General features: G+C 56.6%; 21 protein-coding genes. 10 read left to right on the forward strand and 11 right to left on the reverse strand.

The window, feature by feature from the left end; translation table 11 throughout:
• Position 1: 1 nt before the first annotated feature.
• The 4 genes from pheA to ACTNC3_RS03700 all read right to left on the reverse strand — a co-directional run bounded on the left by pheA (position 2) and on the right by ACTNC3_RS03700 (position 4,494).
• Positions 2-1,153: a prephenate dehydratase gene (gene pheA / locus ACTNC3_RS03685; RefSeq protein ID WP_441226494.1), complete on the reverse strand. Its 1,152-nt coding sequence runs from the start codon at positions 1,151-1,153 to the stop codon at positions 2-4.
• A gap of 11 nt (positions 1,154-1,164) precedes the next feature.
• On the reverse strand, positions 1,165-1,917 hold the full coding sequence (locus tag ACTNC3_RS03690; protein ID WP_410042885.1) for a lysophospholipid acyltransferase family protein: 753 nt from the start codon (positions 1,915-1,917) through the stop codon (positions 1,165-1,167).
• 134 nt (positions 1,918-2,051) lie between these two features.
• Positions 2,052-2,867 carry an ABC transporter permease gene (locus ACTNC3_RS03695; RefSeq protein ID WP_441226495.1) on the reverse strand — a complete coding sequence of 272 codons (816 nt, stop codon included), beginning with the start codon at positions 2,865-2,867 and terminating at the stop codon, positions 2,052-2,054.
• Positions 2,868-2,925: 58 nt separating this feature from the next.
• The gene (locus ACTNC3_RS03700; protein WP_441226496.1) at positions 2,926-4,494 is read right to left on the reverse strand and encodes a DUF2142 domain-containing protein; all 1,569 of its coding nucleotides are present in this window, start codon (positions 4,492-4,494) and stop codon (positions 2,926-2,928) included.
• A 375-nt stretch (positions 4,495-4,869) separates the two neighbouring features.
• Here ACTNC3_RS03700 and ACTNC3_RS03705 point away from each other — a divergent pair, with 375 nt between their 5' ends.
• A complete protein-coding gene (locus tag ACTNC3_RS03705) occupies positions 4,870-6,036 on the forward strand; it encodes an acyltransferase family protein (RefSeq protein ID WP_441226497.1) in 1,167 nt (388 codons plus the stop codon).
• 129 nt (positions 6,037-6,165) lie between these two features.
• Positions 6,166-7,098 carry an AEC family transporter gene (locus ACTNC3_RS03710; protein ID WP_441226498.1) on the forward strand — a complete coding sequence of 311 codons (933 nt, stop codon included), beginning with the start codon at positions 6,166-6,168 and terminating at the stop codon, positions 7,096-7,098.
• 80 nt (positions 7,099-7,178) lie between these two features.
• Here the strand turns inward: ACTNC3_RS03710 and ACTNC3_RS03715 are convergent, their stop codons facing one another.
• Positions 7,179-8,819, reverse strand: a complete 1,641-nt coding sequence (locus ACTNC3_RS03715; RefSeq protein WP_410042880.1) for a L,D-transpeptidase — start codon at positions 8,817-8,819, stop codon at positions 7,179-7,181.
• Positions 8,820-9,018: 199 nt separating this feature from the next.
• On the opposite strand from ACTNC3_RS03715, the gene ACTNC3_RS03720 reads away from it, so the two are divergent.
• The 8 genes from ACTNC3_RS03720 to ACTNC3_RS03755 all read left to right on the forward strand — a co-directional run bounded on the left by ACTNC3_RS03720 (position 9,019) and on the right by ACTNC3_RS03755 (position 17,966).
• The gene (locus tag ACTNC3_RS03720) at positions 9,019-10,125 is read left to right on the forward strand and encodes a DegT/DnrJ/EryC1/StrS family aminotransferase (protein ID WP_441226499.1); all 1,107 of its coding nucleotides are present in this window, start codon (positions 9,019-9,021) and stop codon (positions 10,123-10,125) included.
• Between the two features lie 132 nt (positions 10,126-10,257).
• On the forward strand, positions 10,258-11,280 hold the full coding sequence (locus tag ACTNC3_RS03725) for an ATP-grasp domain-containing protein (RefSeq protein WP_410042878.1): 1,023 nt from the start codon (positions 10,258-10,260) through the stop codon (positions 11,278-11,280).
• A gap of 57 nt (positions 11,281-11,337) precedes the next feature.
• A complete protein-coding gene (locus ACTNC3_RS03730) occupies positions 11,338-12,039 on the forward strand; it encodes a glycosyltransferase family 2 protein (RefSeq protein WP_410042877.1) in 702 nt (233 codons plus the stop codon).
• Complete coding sequence (locus tag ACTNC3_RS03735; RefSeq protein ID WP_441226500.1) at positions 12,032-13,306, forward strand: lipopolysaccharide biosynthesis protein; 1,275 nt, start codon at positions 12,032-12,034, stop codon at positions 13,304-13,306. Before ACTNC3_RS03730 ends, ACTNC3_RS03735 begins: the two co-directional genes overlap by 8 nt.
• Positions 13,307-13,323: 17 nt before the next feature.
• Positions 13,324-14,412 carry a glycosyltransferase family 2 protein gene (locus tag ACTNC3_RS03740; protein ID WP_441226501.1) on the forward strand — a complete coding sequence of 363 codons (1,089 nt, stop codon included), beginning with the start codon at positions 13,324-13,326 and terminating at the stop codon, positions 14,410-14,412.
• 68 nt (positions 14,413-14,480) lie between these two features.
• Positions 14,481-14,936: a DUF2304 domain-containing protein gene (locus tag ACTNC3_RS03745; RefSeq protein ID WP_441226502.1), complete on the forward strand. Its 456-nt coding sequence runs from the start codon at positions 14,481-14,483 to the stop codon at positions 14,934-14,936.
• A complete protein-coding gene (locus ACTNC3_RS03750; RefSeq protein ID WP_441226503.1) occupies positions 14,933-15,997 on the forward strand; it encodes an acyltransferase family protein in 1,065 nt (354 codons plus the stop codon). Before ACTNC3_RS03745 ends, ACTNC3_RS03750 begins: the two co-directional genes overlap by 4 nt.
• 919 nt (positions 15,998-16,916) lie before the next feature.
• Positions 16,917-17,966, forward strand: a complete 1,050-nt coding sequence (locus ACTNC3_RS03755; RefSeq protein WP_441226504.1) for a glycosyltransferase family 2 protein — start codon at positions 16,917-16,919, stop codon at positions 17,964-17,966.
• Here ACTNC3_RS03755 and ACTNC3_RS03760 read toward each other — a convergent pair.
• The 6 genes from ACTNC3_RS03760 to leuA form a co-directional block, all read right to left on the reverse strand.
• The gene (locus ACTNC3_RS03760) at positions 17,899-19,353 is read right to left on the reverse strand and encodes a lipopolysaccharide biosynthesis protein (RefSeq protein ID WP_441226505.1); all 1,455 of its coding nucleotides are present in this window, start codon (positions 19,351-19,353) and stop codon (positions 17,899-17,901) included. The genes ACTNC3_RS03755 and ACTNC3_RS03760 overlap by 68 nt on opposite strands.
• A gap of 61 nt (positions 19,354-19,414) precedes the next feature.
• Entirely contained in the window at positions 19,415-20,428 is a 1,014-nt protein-coding gene (locus tag ACTNC3_RS03765; protein ID WP_410042870.1) for a glycosyltransferase, read from the reverse strand.
• Positions 20,410-21,501 (reverse strand): glycosyltransferase family 2 protein, encoded by a 1,092-nt coding sequence (locus ACTNC3_RS03770; protein ID WP_441226506.1) that lies wholly within the window; start codon positions 21,499-21,501, stop codon positions 20,410-20,412. Before ACTNC3_RS03770 ends, ACTNC3_RS03765 begins: the two co-directional genes overlap by 19 nt.
• A 116-nt stretch (positions 21,502-21,617) precedes the next feature.
• Positions 21,618-22,601, reverse strand: coding sequence for a hypothetical protein (locus tag ACTNC3_RS03775; protein ID WP_441226507.1), 984 nt, complete (start codon positions 22,599-22,601; stop codon positions 21,618-21,620).
• A complete protein-coding gene (locus tag ACTNC3_RS03780; RefSeq protein WP_410042867.1) occupies positions 22,582-23,556 on the reverse strand; it encodes a glycosyltransferase family 8 protein in 975 nt (324 codons plus the stop codon). Before ACTNC3_RS03780 ends, ACTNC3_RS03775 begins: the two co-directional genes overlap by 20 nt.
• Before the next feature lie 118 nt (positions 23,557-23,674).
• Positions 23,675-25,426, reverse strand: coding sequence for a 2-isopropylmalate synthase (gene leuA / locus ACTNC3_RS03785; RefSeq protein WP_441226508.1), 1,752 nt, complete (start codon positions 25,424-25,426; stop codon positions 23,675-23,677).
• Positions 25,427-25,443 lie beyond the last annotated feature (17 nt).

The raw sequence follows: 25,443 nt of genomic DNA on the forward strand, positions 1-25,443 counted from the left end.
GTTACTCCTTTCCGTAATTCCCCAGGATACGAAGGGATGTGATCTGATCCTCGAGTCCGGCGAGTGCATTGATGACATTCGGCATGGACAGGTTTCCCTCGAGATCGACGAAGAAGCGATACTCGAACGGCTTCTCCTGAATCGGCCGGGACTGGATCATCAGCATATTGACATCATTGAATATAAAATTACCCAGTGCATTATAGAGCGTACCCGGCTTATGTGCTGTTTCGAAGCAGATACTGATCTTCTCTGCATCCGCTGTATAGACGCGCTCACGGCCGAGCACGATAAAGCGGGTCGTGTTGCTCTTTTCCTGATTGACTCCTTGCTGCAGAATCGTCAGTCCATACAGCTCCGCAGAGAGCTCGGAGGCGAGTGCTGCGCTGCACGGATCCTGATGATCCCGGACGTACGCTGCAGCGACTGCGGTGTTCAGCACCGGCACCGCCTCGATCTCCGGATGTGCCTCCAGAAAGGCCGCGCACTGACCGAGTGCCTGTGGATGTGAGTAGATCCGCTTCAGTCCGTCCACGCTGGCGCCCGCCACGCTCATCAGCGCATGCGCCACATGCAGATCGACCTCCTCGACGATCGCGAGCGACGGATAGCGCACCAGAAGATCGAAAATATCTGAAACTGCCCCATGACTGGAATTCTCGATCGGAAGCACTGCGTAGTCCGCCTGTTCCTCCACGACCTCGTCCATGGCATCCTTCCATGTTTTCACATGGCGGAGTGCTGTCTCCGTGCCGAAGCACTGTCGTGCCGCAAGATGGGCATACGCACCCTCGACGCCCTGATAAACGACGCGCTTTCCACTCTTCGGAATCGCATCGAGCTTCTCGAAATCCGCATGGAAGCTCTTGCCATGTGCAGACAGAATACCGAACTGCCGGCGTCTCGAAATCGTCATCATCTGCTGATAGAGCTCCCGGATCGCCTTCCGATCGAAATCCGTATCGAGATAGGACTGTACGGTATCCAGCTTCTGCGCCTCCCGTACTGGATCAAATACCGCTTTGCCGGTTTCGATCTTATACTCTGCCACCTTTTCGCAGAGGTCCATCCGCTGCTTATAAAGCTCTGTAATCTGGTAATCCAGTACATCGAGCTGGTCACGAATCTTTAAAAGTGCGTTTTTTTCTTCCATGTAATGACCCTTTAGTCTTTCTCTTCTGCCAGCAGTGTCTGGATATCCGCCTTCACCCTCGCCTGAACACAGGCGCCGATGTGCTTCTGCTCCTCTGCACCGAGGTTTTTCACCTCGATCGGAGCACCGATGCGCACCTTGATATGCTTCGGTCTGATCGCCGGGAACTGCGCCTCCAGAATATCGCGTGTTCCGATCATCGATACCGGCACGATCTTACATCCGGTCTTCTCTGCCACCTTGAAGGAGCCCTCCTTAAAGGTCTCCATGTCGAGCTCTGTCGCACCTTCTGAACGGGTGCCCTCCGGGTAGATCCAGATGGACTGCCCCTCCCGCACCTGCTTGATGGCCGTGATGATGACCTTCAGGGACTGCTTCAGATTATTTCGATCCATAAACAGACAGCCGAGCTCGTCCATCCAGCGCTTCAACGGCCGGATCTTCTCGATCTCTGCCTTCGCGATGAAGCCGGTCGGGCGGTCCACCAGGGTATAGGCGATGATGACATCGAAATACGAGCGGTGATTTCCGACGAACAGGACACCCTCGTCCTTCGGGATCGACGTGAGGTTTTCCATTCCCTCAACCTCCACCGTCACATGGGCTGTTTTCAGAATCTTCCGGAAGATGCCCTGCACGAGCGGCAGAGTATACTCCGCGCGCTTCTTCGGGTCCTGGATCGCCTCGATCTTTCTACGGTAGTAAAGACTTCCGAAGGTCAAAAAAAACAGTACATTTGCTAAAACTGCGATCGTATACAGCATATCGACTCCTTATGTGCGCTTCCATACTTCTGCACGTTCCGGCAGAAAGCATGCATACGCAGCTGTGTATCTGTAAACACCCGGTTTCAGGGTGCCTGGTCACATAGTTTCGAACGTTTCATCCGCCTGTGCGCTTACAATACATCCGAAAAATGCGGACGGAGCTTACGGAAAAACGAGAGGCCGACGAAGAAAATCACGAGCGTCACCACCCAGAAGTAAATGCCGAGGGTCGGGCGCATCCAGAACCCGGCTCCCGTCAGCATGGAATCACGGTACCCCGCCACGATATAGTAGAGCGGATTCAGCTCCAGCAGGGTTCCGACCCATGGTGCACGGCTCGTAAAGAGGGTTTCATCGTACATGATCGGGCACATCCAGATACCGAACTGGAGGCAGATTCCGACGATCTGCTGCATGTCCTTAAAGAAGACATTGACCGCACTCGTGAGATAGCCGAGACCCAGCACCAGCACGGAAGCAGCGAAGCTGTAGTAGATGATCTGGAGCCAGCTGAGCATCGGGGTTTTGCCGGACACGAGGAAGGCGACCAGCATGATCACGATGAAACAGAGGTGAACGAAAAAGCAGGACGCGAGCTTGATGATCGGAAGGAGCTCCACCGGGAAGACGACCTTCTTCACGAGGTAGCTGTACTCCTGCAGGATGCCGGTCAAGGTGTTCAGGCTCTCACTGAAGAAGAACCAGGGCACGAGGCCCGGAATCAGCCAGATCACGTAGCTCGTGTTCGGCACCGGCGGCGCGGACTTGAAACCATAGGGTCCGAAGATGAACGCATAGATGGTCACCGTCGCGAGCGGCTGGAGAAACATCCAGATGATGCCGAAGTAGGAGCCGACGAAGCGCTTACGAAAATCGGACTTTGCAAGGTCCAGGATCATCCGACGCTTCTCGGCCATGTGCTGTAATAATTCGATAAATGCTTTCATGTATAGTTTATTCTTTCCATCTTCCTGTGTTTATGTGAACACTTTATTATACCACCTTTCAGGCCCGCTGCACAACGGTGAGGAAACAGCCGAGGAGCACGAGTGCATCCATCAGCAGCATCACGCTGAGAAGCAGTGCGTCGAGCCCGATGCCGACGCGGCCAATCACCCGCAGGCGGTGGAGCCGTGGTGTACGAAATGCCAGCAGCAGAACCGGAAGGAACGGCAGGAAATAGCGTCCCTGAACGCCCAGGATATAGAAGGTATCCGCCGGTGTATAGGCGAGCAGCATGCTGACCATCAGGATGAAGCCGAGGAGCAGAAATACGAGAACCATCCACACTCTCCGTGGGATGGACAGTGTCGGTTCCTCCCGGCGTCCGGTGATGGCCAGCAGCAGTGTACCTGTCCAGAAGAGCACAAGCATCGGCACTGGCGTCGCCAGTCCCCGGTCGAAGGCGCCGAGCCACATGCCGACGGTCGTACCGAGGAACTGTCCACCCAGGATCTGAAGTGTATTCCGTATGATGCGGAACACGAGCGTCCGGTCATGGATGAGCTCGGCGAGGTCATGTAGCTTCACTGTGTTCACGTCGCCGGAAGAGGTAAATTCCGGTGCCTGTGTCACGCCGGAAGCATTGACATAACGGAGGACCTCCCGGAAATTCACGAGAAGGATGGAGCCGACGATCAGCGCACCGATGAGGAGTACGGACAGGATCCACTTCGGCCACGGCCTCGCGCCCCACTTCTGAACCGGGATCAGGAGGCAGAGAAGGAAGAGCGTCGCGTAGATCATCTTGCACGGGGACAGCAGCAGCGCGAGTGCGGAAAGCTCGATCACGTTTTTCCGCGTGATACCGGTCGATGGCTTCGCGAGCGCGAGATCGAGGATCACGGCGGTCAGATAAAAGCTGAGCGCGATGATATAGCTGTCGTAGCTGTAGCTACCAGCGAGCTCAAGGGTCATCGGAAAGAGCGAGATCGCGAAGAAGAGCTCTTTTCCGATCGGCGTACGGCGGACGGTCATCGCGCCGAGGGTCGCAAACAGGAGGAGGTTCATGAAGCGGCCGAGCAGCACGAGGCCGACGGCGCTGAGCTTCAGAAGGCGGGCGAGGGTGATGCCGAGGGCCGGCAGGAGGTACGCACATGGGGTCGTCTTCACCGGCTGCTGCAACGTGATACTGGTCCCGGTCTCCGTCGCGTGGAAAAGGCCCTTCTCATGCATCGCTTCATACACCGAGCGGTCAAGTGTCTGCCCGAGCACCGTAGCTTTACATGGGTCATCGTCGCCCGGCCAGTTGACGAGGTACTCGTCCTCCTCGCGGATGCGGACGTGGCCGTCTTCATCCCGGACCGACTGCCCCATCATCTGGTTAGACAGCGCATAGGCTCCGGTGAAGTGCAGGATCTCGTCCGGTGCGGAAAGCGGCGGAAGTGTGCACATGAAAACAAGCCCCATTGAGAACACCGCGATGAAGTAGATCTGGTGAAGCTTCCATCTGGATTTTTTAAACAGGCAGAGGCAGGTCGCGATGATCACGCATAGCGCGATCATCAGGCAGACGAAACGGCCGATCAGGAACTGATCGCCGGTGCCGATGAAACTCTGAAAAAGCTGTAGCATATTGTTCCTTTTTAATATATGTAATCTAAACGGAAACATTTTACTATATATTGCGCATTCAGGCAATTTTTACTACATTAATGGTAAATACACAGAAAGATTACGGGTAACAATTGAAGCAGGATATCGGATGGACCACCAGCAGAAGCCATACGGAGAGGTCGTGAAGAATCAAGTCGGGTTCCCTTAGCGGCACTTGGAGTAATTTTTCCTTAGCACCCTCTGCAACGCCGGGTTTTCATAAAGAAAACCCGGTGATTGCAGAGGGCCTAGTGCCGCTTAGGGGACCCCGACTTAGAGTCTTCCGAGCTCGGAGTACTGTGCTTCTGCTGATGGTCCTCCGAATCCTGTGAACCGTATCCGCAGGGAAATACTATGGGAACTTCATCGAAGCGTTTATACTATCTTGATTCTTTAAAATATATTTTCTGTCTGATGATTTTCTGGGCGCATCTGGCAGGGGTGTTCTGGACGCTGTGTGATCCGCGACCGGCGCTGCGGCAGGAGCTCGAGCGGCTGTTTACGTATCCGCTGTCGGTGCTGCTGGATTCGAGCCTCGCGCTGTATGGTTTCTGTATCCTGTCCGGTTATCTCGCGTCGTTCAAACGGACGAGGGCGCAGCATCTGCTGCCGCAGCTGCTGGCGCGCTATCTTCGCTTCGTGGTGCCGTTTTTCTTCATCAATCTCGTCGCGTTTATCCTGTACTATACCGTGGGCTATCCGACGGCGGAGGCAAGTGCACTGCTGCACAACGCCTGGCTCGCGACCTACTACACGCATGCACCGACGATCCCGGAGCTGCTCCGCGCCACCGTCACCCTGGACGGGGATCTGAACGGTCCGCTCTGGATGATGAAGTACATTCTGCTCGGCACCTGCATCATCTACCTGTATAACGCATTGGAGCAGAAGCTTCCGCTCCGCCTCTTTCAGTTCAGCTGCCTTGCGGTCTTCGTTTACAGCTTTTTCCATCTGCCGGAGCCGAACTTCTTCCATGTGCATCTCGTGTTGATGGGGCTCATCCTCCGAAAGCTGGATGACGCACTGAAGGCGTGGCTTACACAGCACGAAAAAGACGGGCACCCCCTGCTCCGCTTCTTCTTCCTGCTGCTCGTGCTGCTCCCGATCGCCCTGGATGCCGGTGGCCTGCAGCGCGTACTGTATCCGTTTTTCCGTGCACACTGTCCGGCGATCGCCCCAGTGTTTATCTGGAGCGCCTACTGGGTCATGCTGTTCAGCTTCAGCCTCATCGTCGGTGTCATGAACTGCCCGCCGCTCCAACGTGCACTCGAGTGGGCCCCACTGAAGCGTGTCGCGCCGATGAACTTCGCGGTATACCTCGTACACTTCCCGCTCATCGCGAGTCTGTCACTCCATCTCTACCTCCGTCTCGTGAATCGCATCTCCTACTCGAAGGTATTCGTGATCCTCACGGTGGTGAGCTTCGCGGCCCTCTTCCTCACATCCTGGCTCTATGAGCAGAGCATAGGGAAGCTTCAGGATAAAATCGTAAAAAAAATCACCGCGCGCCTCGCAATGTGATAGAACGGTACATCAGATGATGCCGAAAATCAGGATTCATGGTCTGCACTCAGCTGCACGTCCATACATCGGCATCGGATAAGCCACTACATCATGTGCATCCTCATCGATGCACGAAAGGAACATATCATGCAGATCAGTCTATTACTTGCGCTTCAGATTCTGAAGCTGTTTGCCATCATGCTGATGGGCTACGCCATCGTGAAGCTCGGTCTTTTAAAGGCCTCCGACAGTAAAGCGCTGTCGGTCGTGCTCGTCTATCTCATCATGCCCTGTGTCATCATCAACGCCTTCCAGGTGGAGGCGACGCCGGAGGTGCAGAAGGGACTCGCGCTGGCCTGCGTGGCCGCGGTTGCAGTTCATATCCTGTTTCTCGTCATCACGATCCCACTGCGGAAGCTGCTGCACCTGAACGCCATCGAGCAGGCGAGCTGCATCTATCCGAACGCCGGCATCCTCGTCATCCCGCTGGTGCAGGTGCTTCTCGGACAGGAGTACGTCATCTACTGCAGTGCCTTCGTGGCGATCCAGCTCATCCTCCTCTGGAGCCATGGCAAGTTCCTGCTCTGTGAGGAAAAGAAAATCGACTGGAAAAAGGTGCTGCTGAACGTAAACATCCTCTCGATCCTCATCGGTGTCATCCTCTTCCTTCTGCACATCGAATTGCCGGGCAGTGTCCAGGATGTCCTCGTGATGATGAACAACATGATCGGTCCGACCGGCATGATCCTCGCCGGCATGACGATCGCCGAAACGCCACTGAAGCGCATCGTACTGACACGGCACAACTATGTGACCGTCGTGCTGCGCCTCATGGTTTATCCGCTCCTCGCACTGCTTCTTATGAAGCCGTTTCTCGATCTCGCGCAGATACCACATGCCGACGCCATCCTGCTCACCGTCTTCCTGCCATCCATCACGCCGGCCTGTGCCACCATCACCTCAATGGCCCAGCTGTATGACCGCGACGCCGCCTACGCAAGCTCGCTCTACGTCCTCACGACCCTGCTCTCGATCTTCACCATGCCGTGCATGGTCTTCTTATATGAAACACTAAAGTAAAAAAGAGTCTGCCCCACGATCGGTGAACACCGTTCGTGGGGCAGACTGCGTTATTTATACTATTGAATCGGAAATCTGGTTTACTGTGGTTCGCCCTGACCGGCTGCGGCAGCGGATTCTGCTTCCTTCACGGCCTGCTCTTCCGCGGCGCGTGCAGCAGCATCCTGCTGTGCGGTTACAACCGGATCGGTCGGATCGTAGGTCTGCTCTCTCGGGATCGGCTGCTCGATGGCATCCTTCTCGATCGGGCCCTTATCCCACATATCGTTGTAGATGATGACTGGTGTGCCGTTTCCACAGTTGTTGTAGATCCATGCACAGTCGACGGCCTTCAGACGGATGCATCCACCGGAAACCGCGTCGTCCATGTAGTTATAGTTGATGGCGTCGAGCGTGTTGTGATCCGGTGAGCTGTAGAGCAGCGAGTGGAGCAGGTACGGTCCGTTAAAGCGGCTCAGGAACTGGCAGTAGCAGCCCTTATGCATGAAGTGCCATCTGTACTTCGCGTAGATCTTGAAGGAGCCGAGCGGTGTATCCGTACCGACGGTGACCATCAGGGTCTTATACGGGATGGTGAAGTTGCCGCTTTCATCCTTCGTCATGACATAGGCGGTTCTGGTCGCCTTGTTGATGCGGATCGCGTAGCTGGACTGTGCACCCATGACGCCGGAGAGATCCTTCAGTGCGACACCCTTCTCATCGAAGTAGATGTTGTAGCCATCGACGGCATGCCAGCCGGTGACCGCGACACCATCGACGAAGTAGTACTGGTTCGAATCCTCATCGAAGCCCCAGCCGGTATAGGCACGGCCATCACCGGTGATGTAGCGTGCGCCCTCCGAGGTGATGATGACACCCTCGTTGTTTGCATTGTCCAGCGGCTTGGTGGTCTCATATGGGAACTGAACGTCCTTGCGCCAGTACGCGAGCTTGATCGCGCAGATGTAGCGGTTCGAATCACCGACAACACCGACGGCCTGGCCCTCACGTGCCCAGTCGGTGACGGTACCGTCGTTCAGGACGGCTCTGTAGTACAGGGTGCCATACTTATGAGAGTTACCCTTTACACGGAGCTGCATCGCAGATACGACACCCTGGTTCGGTGTGTTTTCCTTCGATGTGGCCCATGGACCCCAGCCGGCAGTAGCGTTATAGGTTCTGTAGTACCAGCGGGCGATGCCGGCGTGCTCCAGAGAGAAGCTGGTGAAGCCGTTCGGTGCATAGGCGAAGGACTCGTTCTGTACGGTGGTTGCCCAGTCGATACGGTTGCCGTTCGCATCCTTGATGAAATAGGTGGCGAGCGGGATCAGGTTGAGTACCGGATCCGCCTGCATGTCACCCGTGCTGTCGACCGTCATGTATGGACGGATCGTCTCCACGACCGGATTGATCTTCGGCAGGATCTTATTTCCGGTGCTGGCGGTCATACCGGTGGTTGCAGCAGCCGCATCGGTTGTGGTCTGTGCAGCATCCGGCAGCACCGTGCCCGGTGCGGTGGTACCAGCAGGAACGACGGTGCTTACCGGTGCCTGTGTAGCGGCCGGAGCGGTCGTCGTGCCGCTGGTCTGATTTGAGAAATCCACCGTGGCCGTGGTGCCCGCGTCATGGATCTCGAACTGCGGGGTCAGGTTATCGCCCGGTGTGGCAGCGAGGGTGGTCAGCGGCTGTGCCATCATCATAGCGACAGCGGCCACGATCGCAAGTGTACGCTTCATACTCATACATTAAATCCTCCAAGATTTAAAATGGTTAAATTTTCTGCCTAAAAGATAACACAAAAGCCGAGCGCTTTCCACCCCGGGTTTACATTTTAAATGCAATATTATAGAATCGTAACGAGTTCGTCAGAATGTCGAAATTTCGTAGGAAATTCGTAATTTTTACATCGGCGAAGCCGCAGAAGCGGCAGGAGAAAAAATCATGAGTGATTCAAAAATCATCAACGTCACGCGCGCCAGTCTGCCGCCGCTTTCCGAGTACGAGGAGCTGCTGCAGCATATCTGGGACACAGCGTGGCTTACCAATATGGGCGAGTACCACGAGACGCTTCGGGCGAAGCTTCAGGACTATCTGAAGGTCGGATCCGTGCAGCTCTTCGTGAACGGACACAGTGCGCTGGAGTTTCTGCTGCAGGCGATGGACCTCCATGGCGAGGTCATCACGACACCGTTTTCCTTCGCCTCCACGACCCATGCAATCGTGCGGAACGGCCTCACGCCGGTCTTCTGTGATATCAACATGCGGGACTATACGATCGATGTCGATCAGCTTGAGTCCCTGATCACCGAGCGCACCAGCGCGATCGTGCCGGTGCATGTCTATGGAAACATCTGCGATGTTCACCGGATTCAGAAGATTGCGGACCGCCATCATCTGAAGGTCATCTATGATGCCGCCCATACCTTCGGCGAGGAGCTGGACGGACAGGGGGTCGGCACCTTCGGTGATGCCTCGATGTTTTCCTTCCATGCGACGAAGGTCTTTAATTCCATCGAGGGTGGCGCCGTCACGACCGGAAAACCGGATCCAGCGCTGATGGAGAAGCTCTACGAGCTGAAAAACTTCGGTATCCTCGGGCAGGAGGAGGTCGCGTCGGTCGGCGGCAACGGAAAGATGAACGAGTTTGCGGCGGCGATGGGCCTCTGCAATCTGCGTCATGTGGACGAGTACATCGCGAAGCGGAAGCTCGTGTTCGAGCGCTACCGCGCGCATCTCGCGGATGTTCCGGGCATCACTTTCCCGGAGATTCCGTCGAACGTAAAATCGAACTATGCCTATATGCCGGTACGCTTCCATGACTATACGTACACGCGGGACGAGATTTTCGACCGTCTGAAGGCGGAAAATATCCGTGCCCGGAAGTACTTCTATCCTTGCATCAATGCCTACAGTTGTTACCAGGATCACTATGATGTGAAGGATACACCACATGCACTGCTGGTGAGCCAGGAGATCCTGACCCTGCCGATGTATCCGGATCTCGCACTCGAGGATGTGGACCGGATCTGCAGCATCATCCTCGGATAGAGAGCCACTGCCGCTGCATGATGATGTGGCCGGATCTCCGACATTGACCTGAGATACATGATCGGAACCACGGCACGCAGGGCTCTGTAGATAGATACCGCGGGGGAGCCTCGCGGTGAGAAAGGTGATCGTATGAATACAACACAGCGTACCGCCCTGGTCACGGCGATCGGCTCCTTCAGTGCCGATACGGTGATCCGGACACTGCGTCAGGAGGGCTGGCGCATCATCGGCACGGATATATATGAAGCAGACTGGGTGGCGGCCTCCCTCATGGTGGACGCCTTTTATCAGGCACCGTATGCGAGTGAGGAGGAGAAGTACATCGACTTTATCCGGGACATCTGCACCCGGGAGCAGGTCAGCCGTATCCTGCCGCTCATCGATGTGGAGGTCGATGCATTGAATCGGCATCGTGCGGAGATCGAGACCGGGGACTGCCGGATCTGTATGTCGCCGGAGAAGAGCATCCGTATCCTGCGTGATAAATTCGAGATGAAGACGCTCGTGGACGGGGTGCTCGACGAGAGCCCGGAGGAGATTCGGACAGCGGTTCGGACGATTCCGACCGAGCGTGCCTCGGAGATCGATTTCGAGACGGTCAGCTATCCGATCATCCTGAAGCCGGTCGATGGCCGCAGCTCCAGTGGGCTCTACCGCATCTACCAGGAGGATCAGCTCGGCTTCGCGTTTTCGAGTATTATGGACCCGACGAAGCTTGAGGATACCAGCCTCGAGCACTATCTCGTGCAACCGATGATTAAAGGACATGTCATCACCGTGGATGTGATTCGTGATGCCGCCGGTCACTGTACCGCCGTTCCGCGTGAGGAGCTGCTGCGTACACCGAACGGCGCAGGTCTTTCGGTACGCGTGTTTGAGGATCCGGTACTGGAGGCAACCTGCCGCGCGATCGCAGCGCGGGCGGAGATTCTCGGCTGTGTGAACTTCGAGTTCATCCGGGGCGAGGGCTCCGGCATCTACTATTTCATCGAGTGTAACCCGCGTTTCGCGGGTGGTGTCGCTTTCACGGAGCTCGCGGAGGTACCGGCGGTGCACATGCATCTCGCGATTTTCGACGGTGGTGAAATCAGTGGAGAAGAGAAACCGGTGACGGGCTTCATGACCAGAAAATATCAGGAATTCAGGATGTGATCTCCATCGCCCACAGTCAGGGCGTGGCTTGCCAGTGATGGCAGAAGTGTTTAACGTATGAATGATGTACTACTTATCATCCCGGCGTACAACGAAGCCGGGAACCTCCCGCGGGTCATCGAGAACATCGAGACGCAGGACTTTCCGATGGATTATCTGATCGTATCGGATGGCTCGACCGATGGCACGATCGCACTCTGCGAGGAGAAGCACTATAACTATGTCGCACTGCCGACGAACCTCGGCCTCGCGGGCTGCTTTCAGACCGGAATGCAGTACGCGGCACGTCGTGGCTACCGCTATGCGGTACAGTTTGACGGCGATGGTCAGCACCGTGCCGAGGACATCCGCGCACTCTACGAGAAGATGCAGGAGGGGGACTACGATATCGTCCTCGGCTCCCGTTTTCTCGACCAGAAGAAGGGCGGCAGCATGCGGGAGATCGGTTCCCGCCTGATCACCGGCGCGATCCGGCTCACGACCGGTGTCCATGTGACGGACCCGACCTGCGGACTCCGGATGTACAGCCGCCGGATGATCTCCTGCTTTGCCTACCGTATGAACTACGGCCCGGAGCCGGATACGATTTCCTATCTCATGAAAAATGGTGCGCGCATCACGGAGGCACCGATCCAAATCAACGCTCGTCTGTCTGGTGAATCCTACCTGCGTCCGCTCACCGCAGCCCGCTACATGGCGCGCATGCTGGTGTCGATCCTGCTGGTGCAGGGCGCACGAAAAAGAGAAAGCTATGAATAACGAAAACAATCAGAAAAAGGATTTTCTGTGGAACGCCGTCGGCAGTCTTCTCTACGCGCTGGCCTCCATCGTGCTCGCCTTTGCCGTCATCCGGATCGCCGGGGACGACGAGGGCGGTATTTTTGGTTTCGGCTTCTCCACCCTGGGGCAGCAGATGTTTATCGTCGCCTACTTCGGCATCCGCCCGTTTCATATCACGGACCGGACACCGGAATACAGTTTCGGTGATTACCTCGGCACCCGCCGCCTGACCTCACTGCTCGCGGTCCTCGGAAGTCTCCTCTTTCTCGGCGTCCAGCTCGGCACAGGACAGTACAGCCTGCATAAGGCGCTCATCCTCCTGCTGCTCGCCCTGTATAAGATCATCGACGGCTATGCAGATGTCTATGAGTCGGAGCTGCAGCGCCAGAACCTGCTGTACCGCAGCGGCCAGTCGCTCGCCTTCCGTACGAGCCTCTCGGTCGTGACCCTGCTCGGCAGCCTCCTCCTGAGTGGCAGTCTGCTTACGAGCGTCCTGCTCGCCGATCTCATGCAGCTCTTCGGCACCTGGGCCTTCGCGATCCGCGTGCTGCGTGCCTGCCCGAAGGGACAGCTCGATACACAGTTCTCCTGGACGCATGCCGGAACACTTCTCCGCAGCACGAGCCTCCTGTTTTTCGGCGTATTCCTCGACTTCTACATCTTCTCCGCGTCGAAGTACGCGATCGATCGTCAGATGTCGAACGCAGATTCCGGCTTTTTTAACATCCTGTTTATGCCCACCTCCTTCATCTATCTGCTGGCGAACTTTCTGATCCGGCCAATGCTTACACGTCTGGCAGATCAGTTTACGGCGCGGGATACGGAGGGCTTCTGCGCCTCCGTCCGGGTCATGGTGCGGGCGGTCATGTTTCTCAGCCTCGGCATCCTCGCGGCGACACTGCTTCTCGGCCGCTGGGGCCTCGGCATCTTCGAGCTCATCCTCGGAGCGAGTGCGACCGGTCGTCTCGTGCCGGCCTTCCCGTCCTTCCTGCTGATCATTCTCGGCGGCGCGCTTTATGCGATGGCCAATGTGATGTACTATATTCTCGTGACGGTGCGCGAGCAGCGCCGGATCTTCCTGTGCTATCTCCTCACGACGGTACTCGCCTTCGTGAGCGCCGACCGCATGGTGGCGGCCCGGGGCATGCTCGGCGGTGCCATCAGCTATGTACTGCTGATGGGCGTGCTGCTGGTGCTGTTCAGCCTCTTCGTCTCCGTCACACTTCGGAGGATGAAAAATATTTAATCAAATGAGGAAACGACATGTACAGTGTGGATGTCATCATCCCGAGCTATAAGCCGGATCAGAAGCTTCGGAAGCTGCTGGAGCTGCTTCTCCGGCAGAGCTACCCGATACAGAACATCATCATCATCAATACCGAAAAATCACTCCTCGATCCGGCGCTGATTCCGGAGGATGCACGCATCTCGGTGACGCATATCCGGAAGGATCAGTTCGATCACGGCGCGAGCCGGAACCTCGGCGTGTCGAAGTCGGATGCAGAGCTTTTTCTCATGATGACCGAGGACGCAGTACCGAAGGATACCACCCTCGTCGAGAGGCTGGTGCGTGTCTTCGAGACGGACCCGTATAAGGACGCGGCACCGGTGCCTGCATCTGCGGATGACACGGCGCTTTTGGGAGAAACAGACACTGCGGACGGGTATGCCGATGGAGACATTGGACACGGAAAGGCAGCCCGCGGCCCGATCGGTGCGGTCTATGGCCGGCAGCTCGCGACGCAGGAGAGCTCCTATGACGAGCAGTATGCGCGGCAGTTCAACTACCCGGCGCAGTCCTTCGTGAAGACGCAGCAGGACATCGCGCGGCTGGGTATCAAGACCTACTTCGAGTCAAACGTCTGCTGCATGTACCGCCGCGACATCTTCGACCGGCTCGGCGGCTTCATCGATCATACGATTTTTAACGAGGATATGATCTACTGCGGGAAGCTGCTGCAGGCGGGCTACGCGAGTGCATACGAGGCCTCGGCGGAGGTTTACCATGCGCATCACTACAGCGGCTGCCAGCAGTTCCACCGGAACTTCGACCTCGGCGTGTCGCAGGCGGATCACCCGGAGATCTTCGCGGGGCTTCGCTCGGAAGGCGAGGGCGTGAAGCTGGTGCTCGGCAATGCAAAGGACCTCCTCCGTCATGGCCGCCTCTTCACCGTACCGAACCTCGTCTGGAAATCAGGCTGCAAGTACCTCGGCTTCCGCATGGGCCGCAACTACCGGAAGCTGTCTCGCCGGATGGTGCTCAGCTGCACGATGAACCCGCGCTACTGGGCGTATGCAGGCAGATGCATCGAGGAAAACGGCGATCACAGCGGCGACCGAAAGAACAGATAAAGTGAAAACCTGCCGTGACCGTGCCTTCGTGCGTCGGCGTTCGGCATAGTATGAAAGGAAGAAACGCGATGATGACCCCCCTCTTCCGCGTGGTACTGGTCGTAGTCTCGATCGGCACACTCGCGACGGTTCTCAAACGAATACAGAAGGCGAAGCTTACGATCGAGGACTCCATTTTCTGGATCCTCCTCGCGATGATGTTTGTCGTCTTCGCCCTGTTCCCGGTCGTGCCGGATACCCTGGCACGTCTGCTTGGCATCTACTCCACGGCAAACTTCCTCTTCCTCTTCATGATCTTCATCCTGCTGATGCGGATGTTCTCGATGAGCATGCGGATCAGCACCTTGGAGGATAAGATTCGGAAGCTCGTGCAGGAGCTCGCCCTCCGCGACAAGGATGCGCGGGATGAACGGACGGAAGCGTCGGCAGAGGGGTGCGGATGTGATCGCGCAACGCGAGCTCAGGATACAGCATCCTCGTCGAGCAGACATGCAGAAACGTGTATGGAGGAGAAAAACGCATGAAGACCACCGGACGAAGCCTCTACTGGGATATCTTCAAGGGCCTCGCCATCATCATGATCGTCTTCGGTCATACCGGACATGGCGGTGCCTTCGTGTACCTTTTCCATCTCGAGCTGTTCTTCTTCGTGACCGGCTTCCTGTATAACGAGATGAAGTACGGTGACCAGCCCTTCACCTTCCTGCAGAAGCGCATCGAGGGTGCCTGGCCACGCTATACGGTCTACAGCATTTTCCTCGCGCTCACGCATAACTACATGGTGAAGCACGGCCTGATGGCTCCGGGGACGGATGTGCACTACGCACTTCCCGAGATGCTGACCTCCCTTTTTCACGGGATGATCTTCCAGTCCCCCGAGCTTCTCGCCGGACCGATGTGGTTCGTGCCGGTATGGATCCTCGGCGCGGCGCTCTTCGGCGGCGTGGTGTGGCTGGCGCGGTGCATTGGACGCATGAAGGATGGAATCATCGTGCTCTGTGCACTTCTCGGCATGGGCATCGGCTACTACTTCATCGGGCAGGGCATCCGCCTGTTCTATGGCTTCGAGCTTTCGTTCTTCGTACTGCCGCTCTTCGCCGAGGGCTACTTCCTCCGGAAGTATGCCGGTGACTTCGCGACGAAGATCCGCGGACCGCTCGCCCTCGGACTGCTCGTCGTGAGCTTCATCGCACTGAAGCTCTTCGTGAAAAGCGGCATCTGGTTCGACCTCTCTGCCCGCAGTGTGCACGGGGCTTGGTTCTTCGTCGGCACCGCCATCGGCACCGTCTTCACCCTGATGCTGACGCTGCTGATCGAGAAGCTGCCACCAAAAATCGGCGAAGCCCTCGCCTACATCGGTCGCCACAGCTTCGACGTCATGGCCTTTCACATCTTCGTCTTCAAGATGCTCGACATGTTTCTCCGAAAGCTGTACTTCCGAAACCCGGCGATGGACCTGAGCGGCTACCCGTCACCACTGTCCGAGCACTACTGGATGCTCTACACCCTAGTGCCCCTCGCCGTCTCCGTCCTCGCCGGATGGATCCTCGACCGCATCGGCGCACGCTGGAAAAATACCCGATAAGAAAACTCAGTTGATCTGGATTCAAAACGCAGGCTGCCCCACGAACGGTGAAAACCGATCGTGGGGCAGCCTGTCGTTATTTACGATAACCAGGTCATCTGGCAACATGGGCAATGCTGATTTCTGGAATTTCATCCGTCTGTCAACACCAGCGTGGCTTTTTAGTCAAATTGCCCCGGCGCAGAGTAACAGTCCAGCCAGGTAAATTAGACAAAGATTGATGGTACTATCCAATAACTGGTTGATTTTGAAATCGTGGATATTTTCAACATCGTTTATCATTTTTGTGCACAGAGCTAAAATATCCATAATTTTGAAATAAGGCACTTATTGGATACTTTTCCGCGAAATCAGACATACGCATATAAGCGTACTATCCATTTTCCCTCGGTTTTTCAAATAATGGATATATATTTTGAGCTTCATAGAAGCATTTCTTTAAGCAGATATCCAATATAACTTCTTTTTTAAAATACTGGATACTCGAGCCCGAATTCCACTTATGAAATAAGGCTTTTCGTATCCAGTATTTTTGAAATCGTCTAAGAGTGGATACTTTACAATCGATTTCGATTATTGCAGCCAAAAAACATATCCAGTAATTTCAAAATCAAAACATATTGGATAGAGATGTAACATAGCAGTATGGGGCGAATGAGGACCAGCCTCAAACTTCCGGCGAGAAGCAAGGGGGGGGCGGCAAATATCCGTAATGGCAAAAGAATCCCTGTATTCGTGTTTCTTCTATGCTATAATGATATGACTTTTAGCAGGAGCGTCATGAAAACGTCACACCCTCCGGTGTGTTGTCCACATCTGTTTTCATGACGCTTGTAACAGTTCAGGTAGTGGGGGGGAGACCTGAACTGTAACTGCCGTTTTCTGATCCTGTCCATCATCTGAATCGAGGTATCTGTCTATGCCGACATCTGAAACCACACACAACACGAGCCGTACCCTGGTCGTGATTCCGAACTACAACGGTCTTCGCTTCCTGCCGGACTGCATGGAGGCGCTGTCCCGCCAGACGGTGAGGGATTTTACGACCCTGGTGATCGACAATGCTTCCGGCGGAGAGGATATCACCTGGCTCCGCACGTGGCAGGCGGAGGATCCAACACGACGGAAGCTGCTTCTGAACGACGCGAACCTCGGTTTCTCCGGTGCGGTCAACCAGGGCATCCGACAGGCGCTCGAGGAGCACTACGAATTCACGCTGCTGCTCAACAACGATACGAAGGTCCGCCCAGACTTCATCGAGGCCCTCGAGAAGCGCATGGATCAGGATCCGAAGGGTCGTGTCTTCGCCCTCTCCAGTAAGATGGTGAAGATGCATGATCCGCACGAGATCGATGACGCCGGCGATGCCTATACCCTCCTCGGCTGGCAGTTCCAGCATGGCCTCGGCGAGTGTGCCGAGAAGCCGGTCTGGAACCGGGAAGCCGTCGTATTCTCGGCCTGCGCCGGTGCGGCGATGTACCGCACCGCACTCTTCCGTACGGTCGGTCTCTTCGACGAGCATCACTTCGCCTACCTCGAGGATATCGATGTCTCCTACCGCGCACAGCTCTATGGCTACCGCATCCTCTACTGCCCTACGGCCGTGGTGGAGCATGTCGGCTCCGGCACGAGCGGCTCGAAGTATAACGCGTTCAAGGTACGCCTCAGCGCACGGAACTCCGTGTATCTTCTCTATAAGAACATGCCGCCGCTCATGCTCCTCGTGAACGCCCTCCCGCTTCTCCTCGGTTTCCTCGTGAAGCAGCTCTTTTTCCTCCGAAAAGGCTTCGGAAAGGAGTATGCCGCAGGGCTCCTCGAGGGGATCCGCACCCGAAAGCAGCTTGAAAAGGCCAAATCAAAAGAGGTCCCGCTTCTGCGATACCTCTCGATCGAGTGTTCTCTTATCTATCAGACGCTGGCGTACGTCCTGCAGCTAGGCCGTAAATATACTGCAGGGGCTCGCGGTTAAAGAGGAGCGACAGCAGCAGATAGACGATCACGCCGACCAGCATCTGAACAAGCAGCATCGGGAGCATCCCGAGCGGCAGTCGATGCAGGAGGTAGACCACGACGCCCATCACGGCGGAGATCCATGCACTCGGCAGGACATCGGCCCACTGACGGAGCGGTCCGTAGCCGATCAGCGCACGATTCGGCCAGGCGTTGATGAAGGTGCAGAGATACTCATCCACCACCTTAAACAGAAGCATCGGCCAGATGCCGAGCGGTAAACTAAGCACCAGGATCACGATCCCGAGTGCTTTTTTTATGATCTCGAGCTTCAGGAAGAGATCCGAGCGTCCCATCGCGTTCATGACCTGCAGGTTGATGATGTGGATCGGATAGGTCGCATAGCTCACCGCGAGCAGTATGAGGTACGGGGCAGCCACCAGCCACTTCTCCGTGAGAAGCAGGGTCACCAGCGGCTCCGCTACCGCCGCGAGGCCTGCCATCATCGGAAAAAGCACGAAGGCGCTGAGTCGGATCGAGCGGCGTGCCATGCGCTGCAGCGTGTCCGGGTCGTCCTGCTTCTTACTGTAGGCCGGCAGGAGCACGGACTGGATGGCGGTCGCGAGGTTCGTCGAGATGATCTTCGGGAACTGCTCCCCGCGGTTATATGCCCCGAGATCAGCGCTCGTATATTTCCGGCCGATGATGAGGCCGTAGATGTTCTGCCAGAGGGTATCGAGAAGACCGGATACGAGGATCTTCCAGCCGAAGGTGAAGAGCTTCCGGAGACGTTCTGTCCGGATCAGGATGCGCGGATACCAGCGGATCGTCACAAACAGCACCAGCATCAGTGCGAAGTAGTAGACGATCTGCTGCGCTGCCATCGCCCAGACACCGAAGCTCCGCATCGCAAGTGCGATCGAGACGACGCCGGAGATCACGACGGCGACCATCGTCGACTGGAAGAGCTGACGGAAGCGCAGGTTCCGGGAGACGAAGGCGGTCTGAATCGAGACCACGGCCCCCGGGAAGAGCACGACGCCCATCACCCGGACGAGGGCCTCGAGGACCGGTGTACGGAAGTAGGCGGCGATCCACGGTGCACCGAGGAAGAGGGCGATGTACAACACGACCGACAGCAGCATCGAGATCCAGAAGACGGAGGAGTAATCCTCGTCCTCGACCTCCTTTCCCTGCACGAGGGCGGTCGCGAAGCCGGACTGCACGAGGGTGTTCGCGATGGTGATGAAGATGGTGATCAGGCTGATCGTACCGTACTCCTCCGGCGTCATGAGACGCGCGAGCACGAGGGCGACGATGAACTGGATGCCCTGGGAGCCGCCCTGCTCGAGCACCTTCCAGAAGAGCCCCTGCACCACCTTTGATTTCAGTGAATTCTCTGTCATAAAATACCGAATGCTGCCCATTCCGCGCAGTACTGTGCGGGACGGGCAGCCCTTTCTATGTTTATACGCTTCCCTTTTCTTCAATCTGCTTCGGAGCCCCGCTCTTCAGACGGCGGAGTCCATGATACAGTTTCGGGAAGCGATGCTCGAAGTCGATGAAGAAGCGGTCATGTCGGCTCAGCTCCTGCAGGAAGTCCGCATTTTCCGGTCGATAGATCACGTCGAAGTTTCGTGTATTGACGGCGGTCAGGAATTCCACACGCCGACCCGCGTGTTCACAGGCTTCGTGGAAGCGTCCACCGGTTTCCGCATCGAAGCGGTGATACATTTTCCACATATCGGCAGCATATTTCCGCTGCTTCTCCACATAGTCCCCGTTCATCTGGTTTTCCGTCCAGGAGCCGCGGATGCCGAAGCGGTACACACTCATCGGCTCATCGAAGTAGTAGCTGTCCCCGTAATCCGCCGCCATCAGCTCGAGCGGGCGGTCGCCGACCGGGCAGTCCACATAGTAATCCGGCAGTTTTTCGACGATTTCACGTCGCAGGAGGAAGCTCGCGAAGGGACTGCCGGTGGCCTTATCCACCAGCTCCGCCGGTTTAACCACACGGGAAGTGTGATACGGACGCATGAGCTCACCGTTCACGAGGGCACCATCCTCCGTGACCACCTTCGCCGAGTGGAAGGTAAAGCCACATTCCGGATGCGCCTCCATATAGTCCACCTGACGCTGCAGCTTATAATCGTCGCACCAGTAGTCATCGCCGTCCGTCAGCGCGACATACTTTCCGACCGCGCGCGGGAAATTAAAGGCACCCGAGATGTTCGTGATGCCCTGGCTGTACTGATTCTCCACCCGAAGAATCGGCTTGATGATGTCCGGATAGCGTTTCTGATAGGCCCGGATCACGTCCTGCGCCCCATCCGTCGAGGCGTCGTCATGGATGAGGATCTCGATGCGGAACTTCCGGCGCTGCCGGAGGATGTGATCTAAGCAGGTACCGATATACTTTCCATGGTTGTAGGTCACGACACACACCGAGACCATGATGTCATTTACTGGATAAAGAGACATTCGCCCACCGTCCTGTGAAATAAATTATAGGTAAAGCCATAGCGGAGGATCGTACGGATCTTCCCGAGCCGGCTCCGCTTCGGGATCGCGGTGAACTCGTCGAGCAGCCGCTTCTGCTTCGCCGAGAGCTCTGCATCGAAGCAGCTCCGGAAGCTCTCCGCCTGGAGAAACATCTCTCGGTACACGCGCTGCGAGTGTGCATCCATCTCCGCCTTCGTTTTTCCATCTTTCCGGCCGAGGCCGAAGCGTCCGAGGATCTCCATGATGCGGGAGCCCTTCCCGGCGCCGAGGACATTATCCCCGTGCTGTCGGTAGAGATAGAGCGACGCCGGTACGAAATCGATGTGTCCGAAAGCACTCGCCACGAGCGCGATCCACTGATCATGCATGACGCAGTGCGCCGGAATCTCCGTGATGCGCTCTGCCAGAGCACGGTTCATCATGAGGGCACCGCCGACGACGTTGTTCTGCACGAGCAGCTGTTGGAGCTGACAGCGGGACGGCGTCATCTTCTGGTAGGCCACGAAGCTCGGGGCGATCTCCCGGAGTTCCCGGTCGACGATGCGTGAATCGCAGTGCACCAGGATGGGAGCATTGGCCTCCCCGGCGGTACGGCAGGCCGCTTCGTCCGCCTGCATACGTGCGAGCGTCTTCTCGACCTTTTCCGGAAGCCACACATCGTCCTGGTCGGACAGCATGATATAGTCGGCACGAACGCGTGTCCCGTCCGCCGATCGCTGCTCCGGTGCCGGCGCTGCATCATTTATGTCGCGCTGCACAGGATCTGCATCGACCGTCGTGGTCTCTGTGCTGCCCGGCACATCGTAGGCCCGCTCCACGAGAAGCTTCAGGAAGTGCCGCTCTGCGCTGCCGGTCGGCGGATCCTGCCGGAGGATCGTGATGCGCCCCGGATGCGCGGTCGCCATCGCCTCGACGATCGCCGGCGTCTCATCCGTGGAGCCGTCATCCGACACCACCACATGCAGGTCCTGCACCGTCTGATCGAGGATCGACTGAAGCTGCGCGCGGACGTACGCCGCACCGTTATATGTACATAAAAGGACCGTGACCATCCTGTCTTTTCTCTCCTTCTGTTTCTCGTTTCATCGCTGTACGTGGTCAATGTCTACGACGGAGCATCCTCGCTCGCCGCCACGTATGTCATATACGCATATCTCTCCGCCTCACTTCAGCCGAACAGCTCCTGCAGGAAGCCGTCGAGCCGGTAGCGATCATAGACTTCTGCCGGCAGCGGCCGATACGGGGTGTCCAGGAAATCCGCCGGGATCTCGAAGTGATCCGGGTCATAGACATAGATGTTCTGTGGATCATAGAAATCCGCGTCCTTCACATGCGGGTTGTTCGTGAGGAGCTTGCAGTGGCAGCCCATGGCGTCGTAGGTCCGCATGCTGAAGCCGTTCTGCTGCGGGAAGGTATAGTCCACGATGCAGCGGGTGTGCGGATAGAGCGCATAGGTCTCCGCCTGCGGAAGCGGCTGGAAATGCAGTGCATCCCGGGCGCCCTCGTAGAGCGGATTATTCCGGAGCAGCGTCTCCCGGATGTACTGGAGCCACGGCACATAGATGTAGCTGTAGAGTGTTTTCTGCTGCTTCTCCGCGAGCGCCTTCAGCTTCCGGAGCACCTCCATCCGACGCGTATGCATCGAACAGATGAGGAGGAAGTCGTAGTGCTTCTCCTCCGACGGATGACAGATCTCCTCCTCGAAGAAGGTCGGCCGGTAGATCCAGCCGTACTGCGCAGCGTCCACCAGATCGAAGGTATAGATCTTCGTGAAGAAGCGGTTGATGCGGAGCTGATCCGGGAAGGTCGCGACACTGTCCCAGTGGTAGATTCGGAAATCCGCCGACGCGAAGCGCGCCTGCAGCGCATGCAGGACCTCATCGGTCATCCAGGTACCCTTGATGATCATGACCTCGTCGAGGGTATCCGGCACATCCCGGAGTGCGTGCTCATAGTAGCGGTACACCAGCTGGTCGCGGAGTGCCTTCGTATAGAACATGACGAGCTTCTTTCCGAGTCCGTAGGCATGGATGTTCGTATCCACGAGCCAGACCTCTGCACCGGCCCGCTCGAGATGCGCCCGGATCGCGTCCTCATAGTGATAGAAGAACGGCATGATCAGGAGTATCTTTTTATTTTTCAATCTGTTCATGATAGTACCTGTCTGAGATATACTGGCGTACCTGCGGGCACAGGAAGGTCGCGATGTTCATCGCATGGTAGAGGGCCATGTAGGCTTCCTTTCCCTTCACACGGGCAGCGCCGGCAAACGGGGTCTTCTTCAGGTATTTATCGTAGGCACGCGTATAGTGGTTGAGGTTTCCACGGTTCCACGGACGCTCATCCGAAGCGAAGTGCACGATGACCGGATGATGCTTCGCAAGATGGAAGCTCTCCTTCGACTCACCGCGGGCGAAGGAGGCTGACTTCGCACAGAGCGTCTCATAGCGGAAGTAGTAGTAATTCGTGATGAAGTCATAGGTCTGGCCGACACGCCGGATCCGTCCCTTCAGCACATGATTCAGGACATCCTGATCATTGAACGGCAGCTGACCGCCCATCTGATTATAGTAGGCGAAGCAGTTCGCCTCCATATCCTCGAGCCGCCATGCGGACAGATTCATGAGCAGCATACCGGCATTAAAGTAGGTATCCTCCTCCGTGAGGCCGATCTTCTCCTTCACCTCCGGATAGATGGTCGGCTCCGCCGCCATCGCCGCCATGTTCTCCTCGAGGCGCAGGCGATAGAGCGGTGCGATCGAACGCAGCACCACGGTATCACAGTCGAGGTACAGCACCTTCGTCACCATCCGTGGCAGAATCGAGCCCATCAGAAGACGCGCGAGCGTCGTGATGCGGAAGCGCCCCGTGTCGAGACCATAGATCTGGCCCCGGAGCTCCTCCATCAGATGCTCGATCGGATAGAATGCGATCTTCTTTCCATAGCCACGGACCATAGCACGAAGCTGATCCTCCTTCTCCATCGAGATCCCGTCGGACAGGATATGAAAGGTCAGCTGCTCACTTTTATTATGTTCAATCAGAGACACGATGGACACTGCCATATGCTGGCAGTAGCCCTCGTCAGATGCATACACGATATTCATAGTCGTCGCCTTTCTGCGCCAGACAGCGCATCATTGCATAATTCACACTATTATAACGTAATTTCAGCTAATAAAGAAGAGGCTGTCGCTCTGCGACAGCCTCTTCCGGCATGTTTATTTATGAATTTCCGAAGAGATCCCGCGGATTCTGTCCGGCCTTCTTCTGCTCGACACGCTTCTTTCCGGCCGCCTCTGCTTCCTCCGGGAAGAACATGCGGTTCACCGCACTGAAGAGACCACGGATCGAAGAACGTGTGATGTTGGAGCTTAAGCCGACACCATAGCTGGTCTTTCCGGTATTCACATCCAGCAGGTGGATGTAGGAAACCGCCTTTACATTCGAGCCGGAGCCCAGCGCATGCTCCTGGTAATCGAGGACCTTGATGTTGATCTTCAGCTCCTCGGCGAGTCCGGCGATCACCGCATCGATCGGTCCGTTACCAACACCATCGAAGTGCTGCATACTGCCGTGATTTAGATAGGTCACATGTGCCATCGTGGTATAGGTATCGTCGCCGTTCTCGGTATCGGTGGTACGGATGTTCTTGAAGTGAATCGGCTCCTTGGTCTCGACGTACTCTGCCTGGAAGATATCGTAGATTTCCTGTGGTGACACCTCGCCCTCCTGCTCCGACAGCGCCTGGATATAATCCGCGAACTCACGCTGCATGCCCTTCGGCAGCTTGTAGCCGAACTGCGCATCCATGACGAAGGCGACACCGCCCTTGCCAGACTGGCTGTTGATACGGACGATCGGCTCGTACTTTCGACCGATGTCGGCCGGGTCGATCGGCAGGTACGGAACCTCCCAGATCGTGCTCTGGCGCTCGTGCATCGCCTGCACGCCCTTGTTGATGGCATCCTGGTGCGAACCGGAGAACGCGGTAAATACCAGGGCACCGGCATACGGCTGTCTCGGTGGAATCGTCATCTTCGTGCAGCGCTCATAGACTTCCTTGATGCTGTTGATATCCTCGAGCGCAAGCTTCGGATCCACGCCCTGCGAGAACATGTTATAGGCGAGCGTCAGGATGTCAACATTGCCCGTACGCTCTCCGTTTCCGAAGAGGGTACCCTCGACACGATCCGCGCCGGCGAGCAGCGCAAGCTCCGTGGATGCGACGCCCTCACCACGATCGTTGTGTGGATGCACGGAGAGGATCACATGCTCACGGTACTTGAGGTGCTTCGACATATACTCGATCTGATCGGCATAGACATTCGGCGTATTCATCTCCACCGTGGACGGCAGGTTGATGATGACCTCGCGGCCCTCACCGCACTCCCATGCGTCGAGCACGGCGTTACAGATCTCGGCCGCGTAATCCATCTCGGTGCCCGTGAAGGACTCCGGCGAATACTCGAGGCGGATGTGGCCCGGGAAGCCGGCGGCATACTTCTTTACGAGCTGGGTACCGGTCAGGGCGATGTCAATGATTTCTTCCTTACTCTTATGGAACACCACGTCTCTCTGAAGGACGGAAGTAGAGTTATAGATGTGGACGATAGCCTGTTTGAGACCGGCGAGGCAGTCGAAGGTACGCTCGAGCTGCTCGGCACGACACTGCACCAGCACCTGTACCGTCACATCGTCCGGGATCATCTTCCTCTCGATCAGCTGACGTAGGAAGTCATACTCGATCTGGGATGCTGCAGGAAAGCCTACCTCGATTTCCTTGAAGCCCAGCTTTACAAGCATCTGGAAAAACTCGATCTTCTCCTCTACGCTCATCGGATCCACCAGCGCCTGGTTACCATCACGTAGATCGACGGAGCACCAGATCGGTGCCTCCGTGATTTCCTTATCCATCCAGGTTCTTTCCGGATATCTGAACGCCGGAAAACGTCTGTAACGCTTGTAATTTAACATAGCTGCCGCTTCCTTTC

Origin of the sequence: Oribacterium sp. HCP3S3_B9, from assembly GCF_052064255.1 — a bacterium.
GTDB lineage: Bacteria > Bacillota > Clostridia > Lachnospirales > Lachnospiraceae > Oribacterium.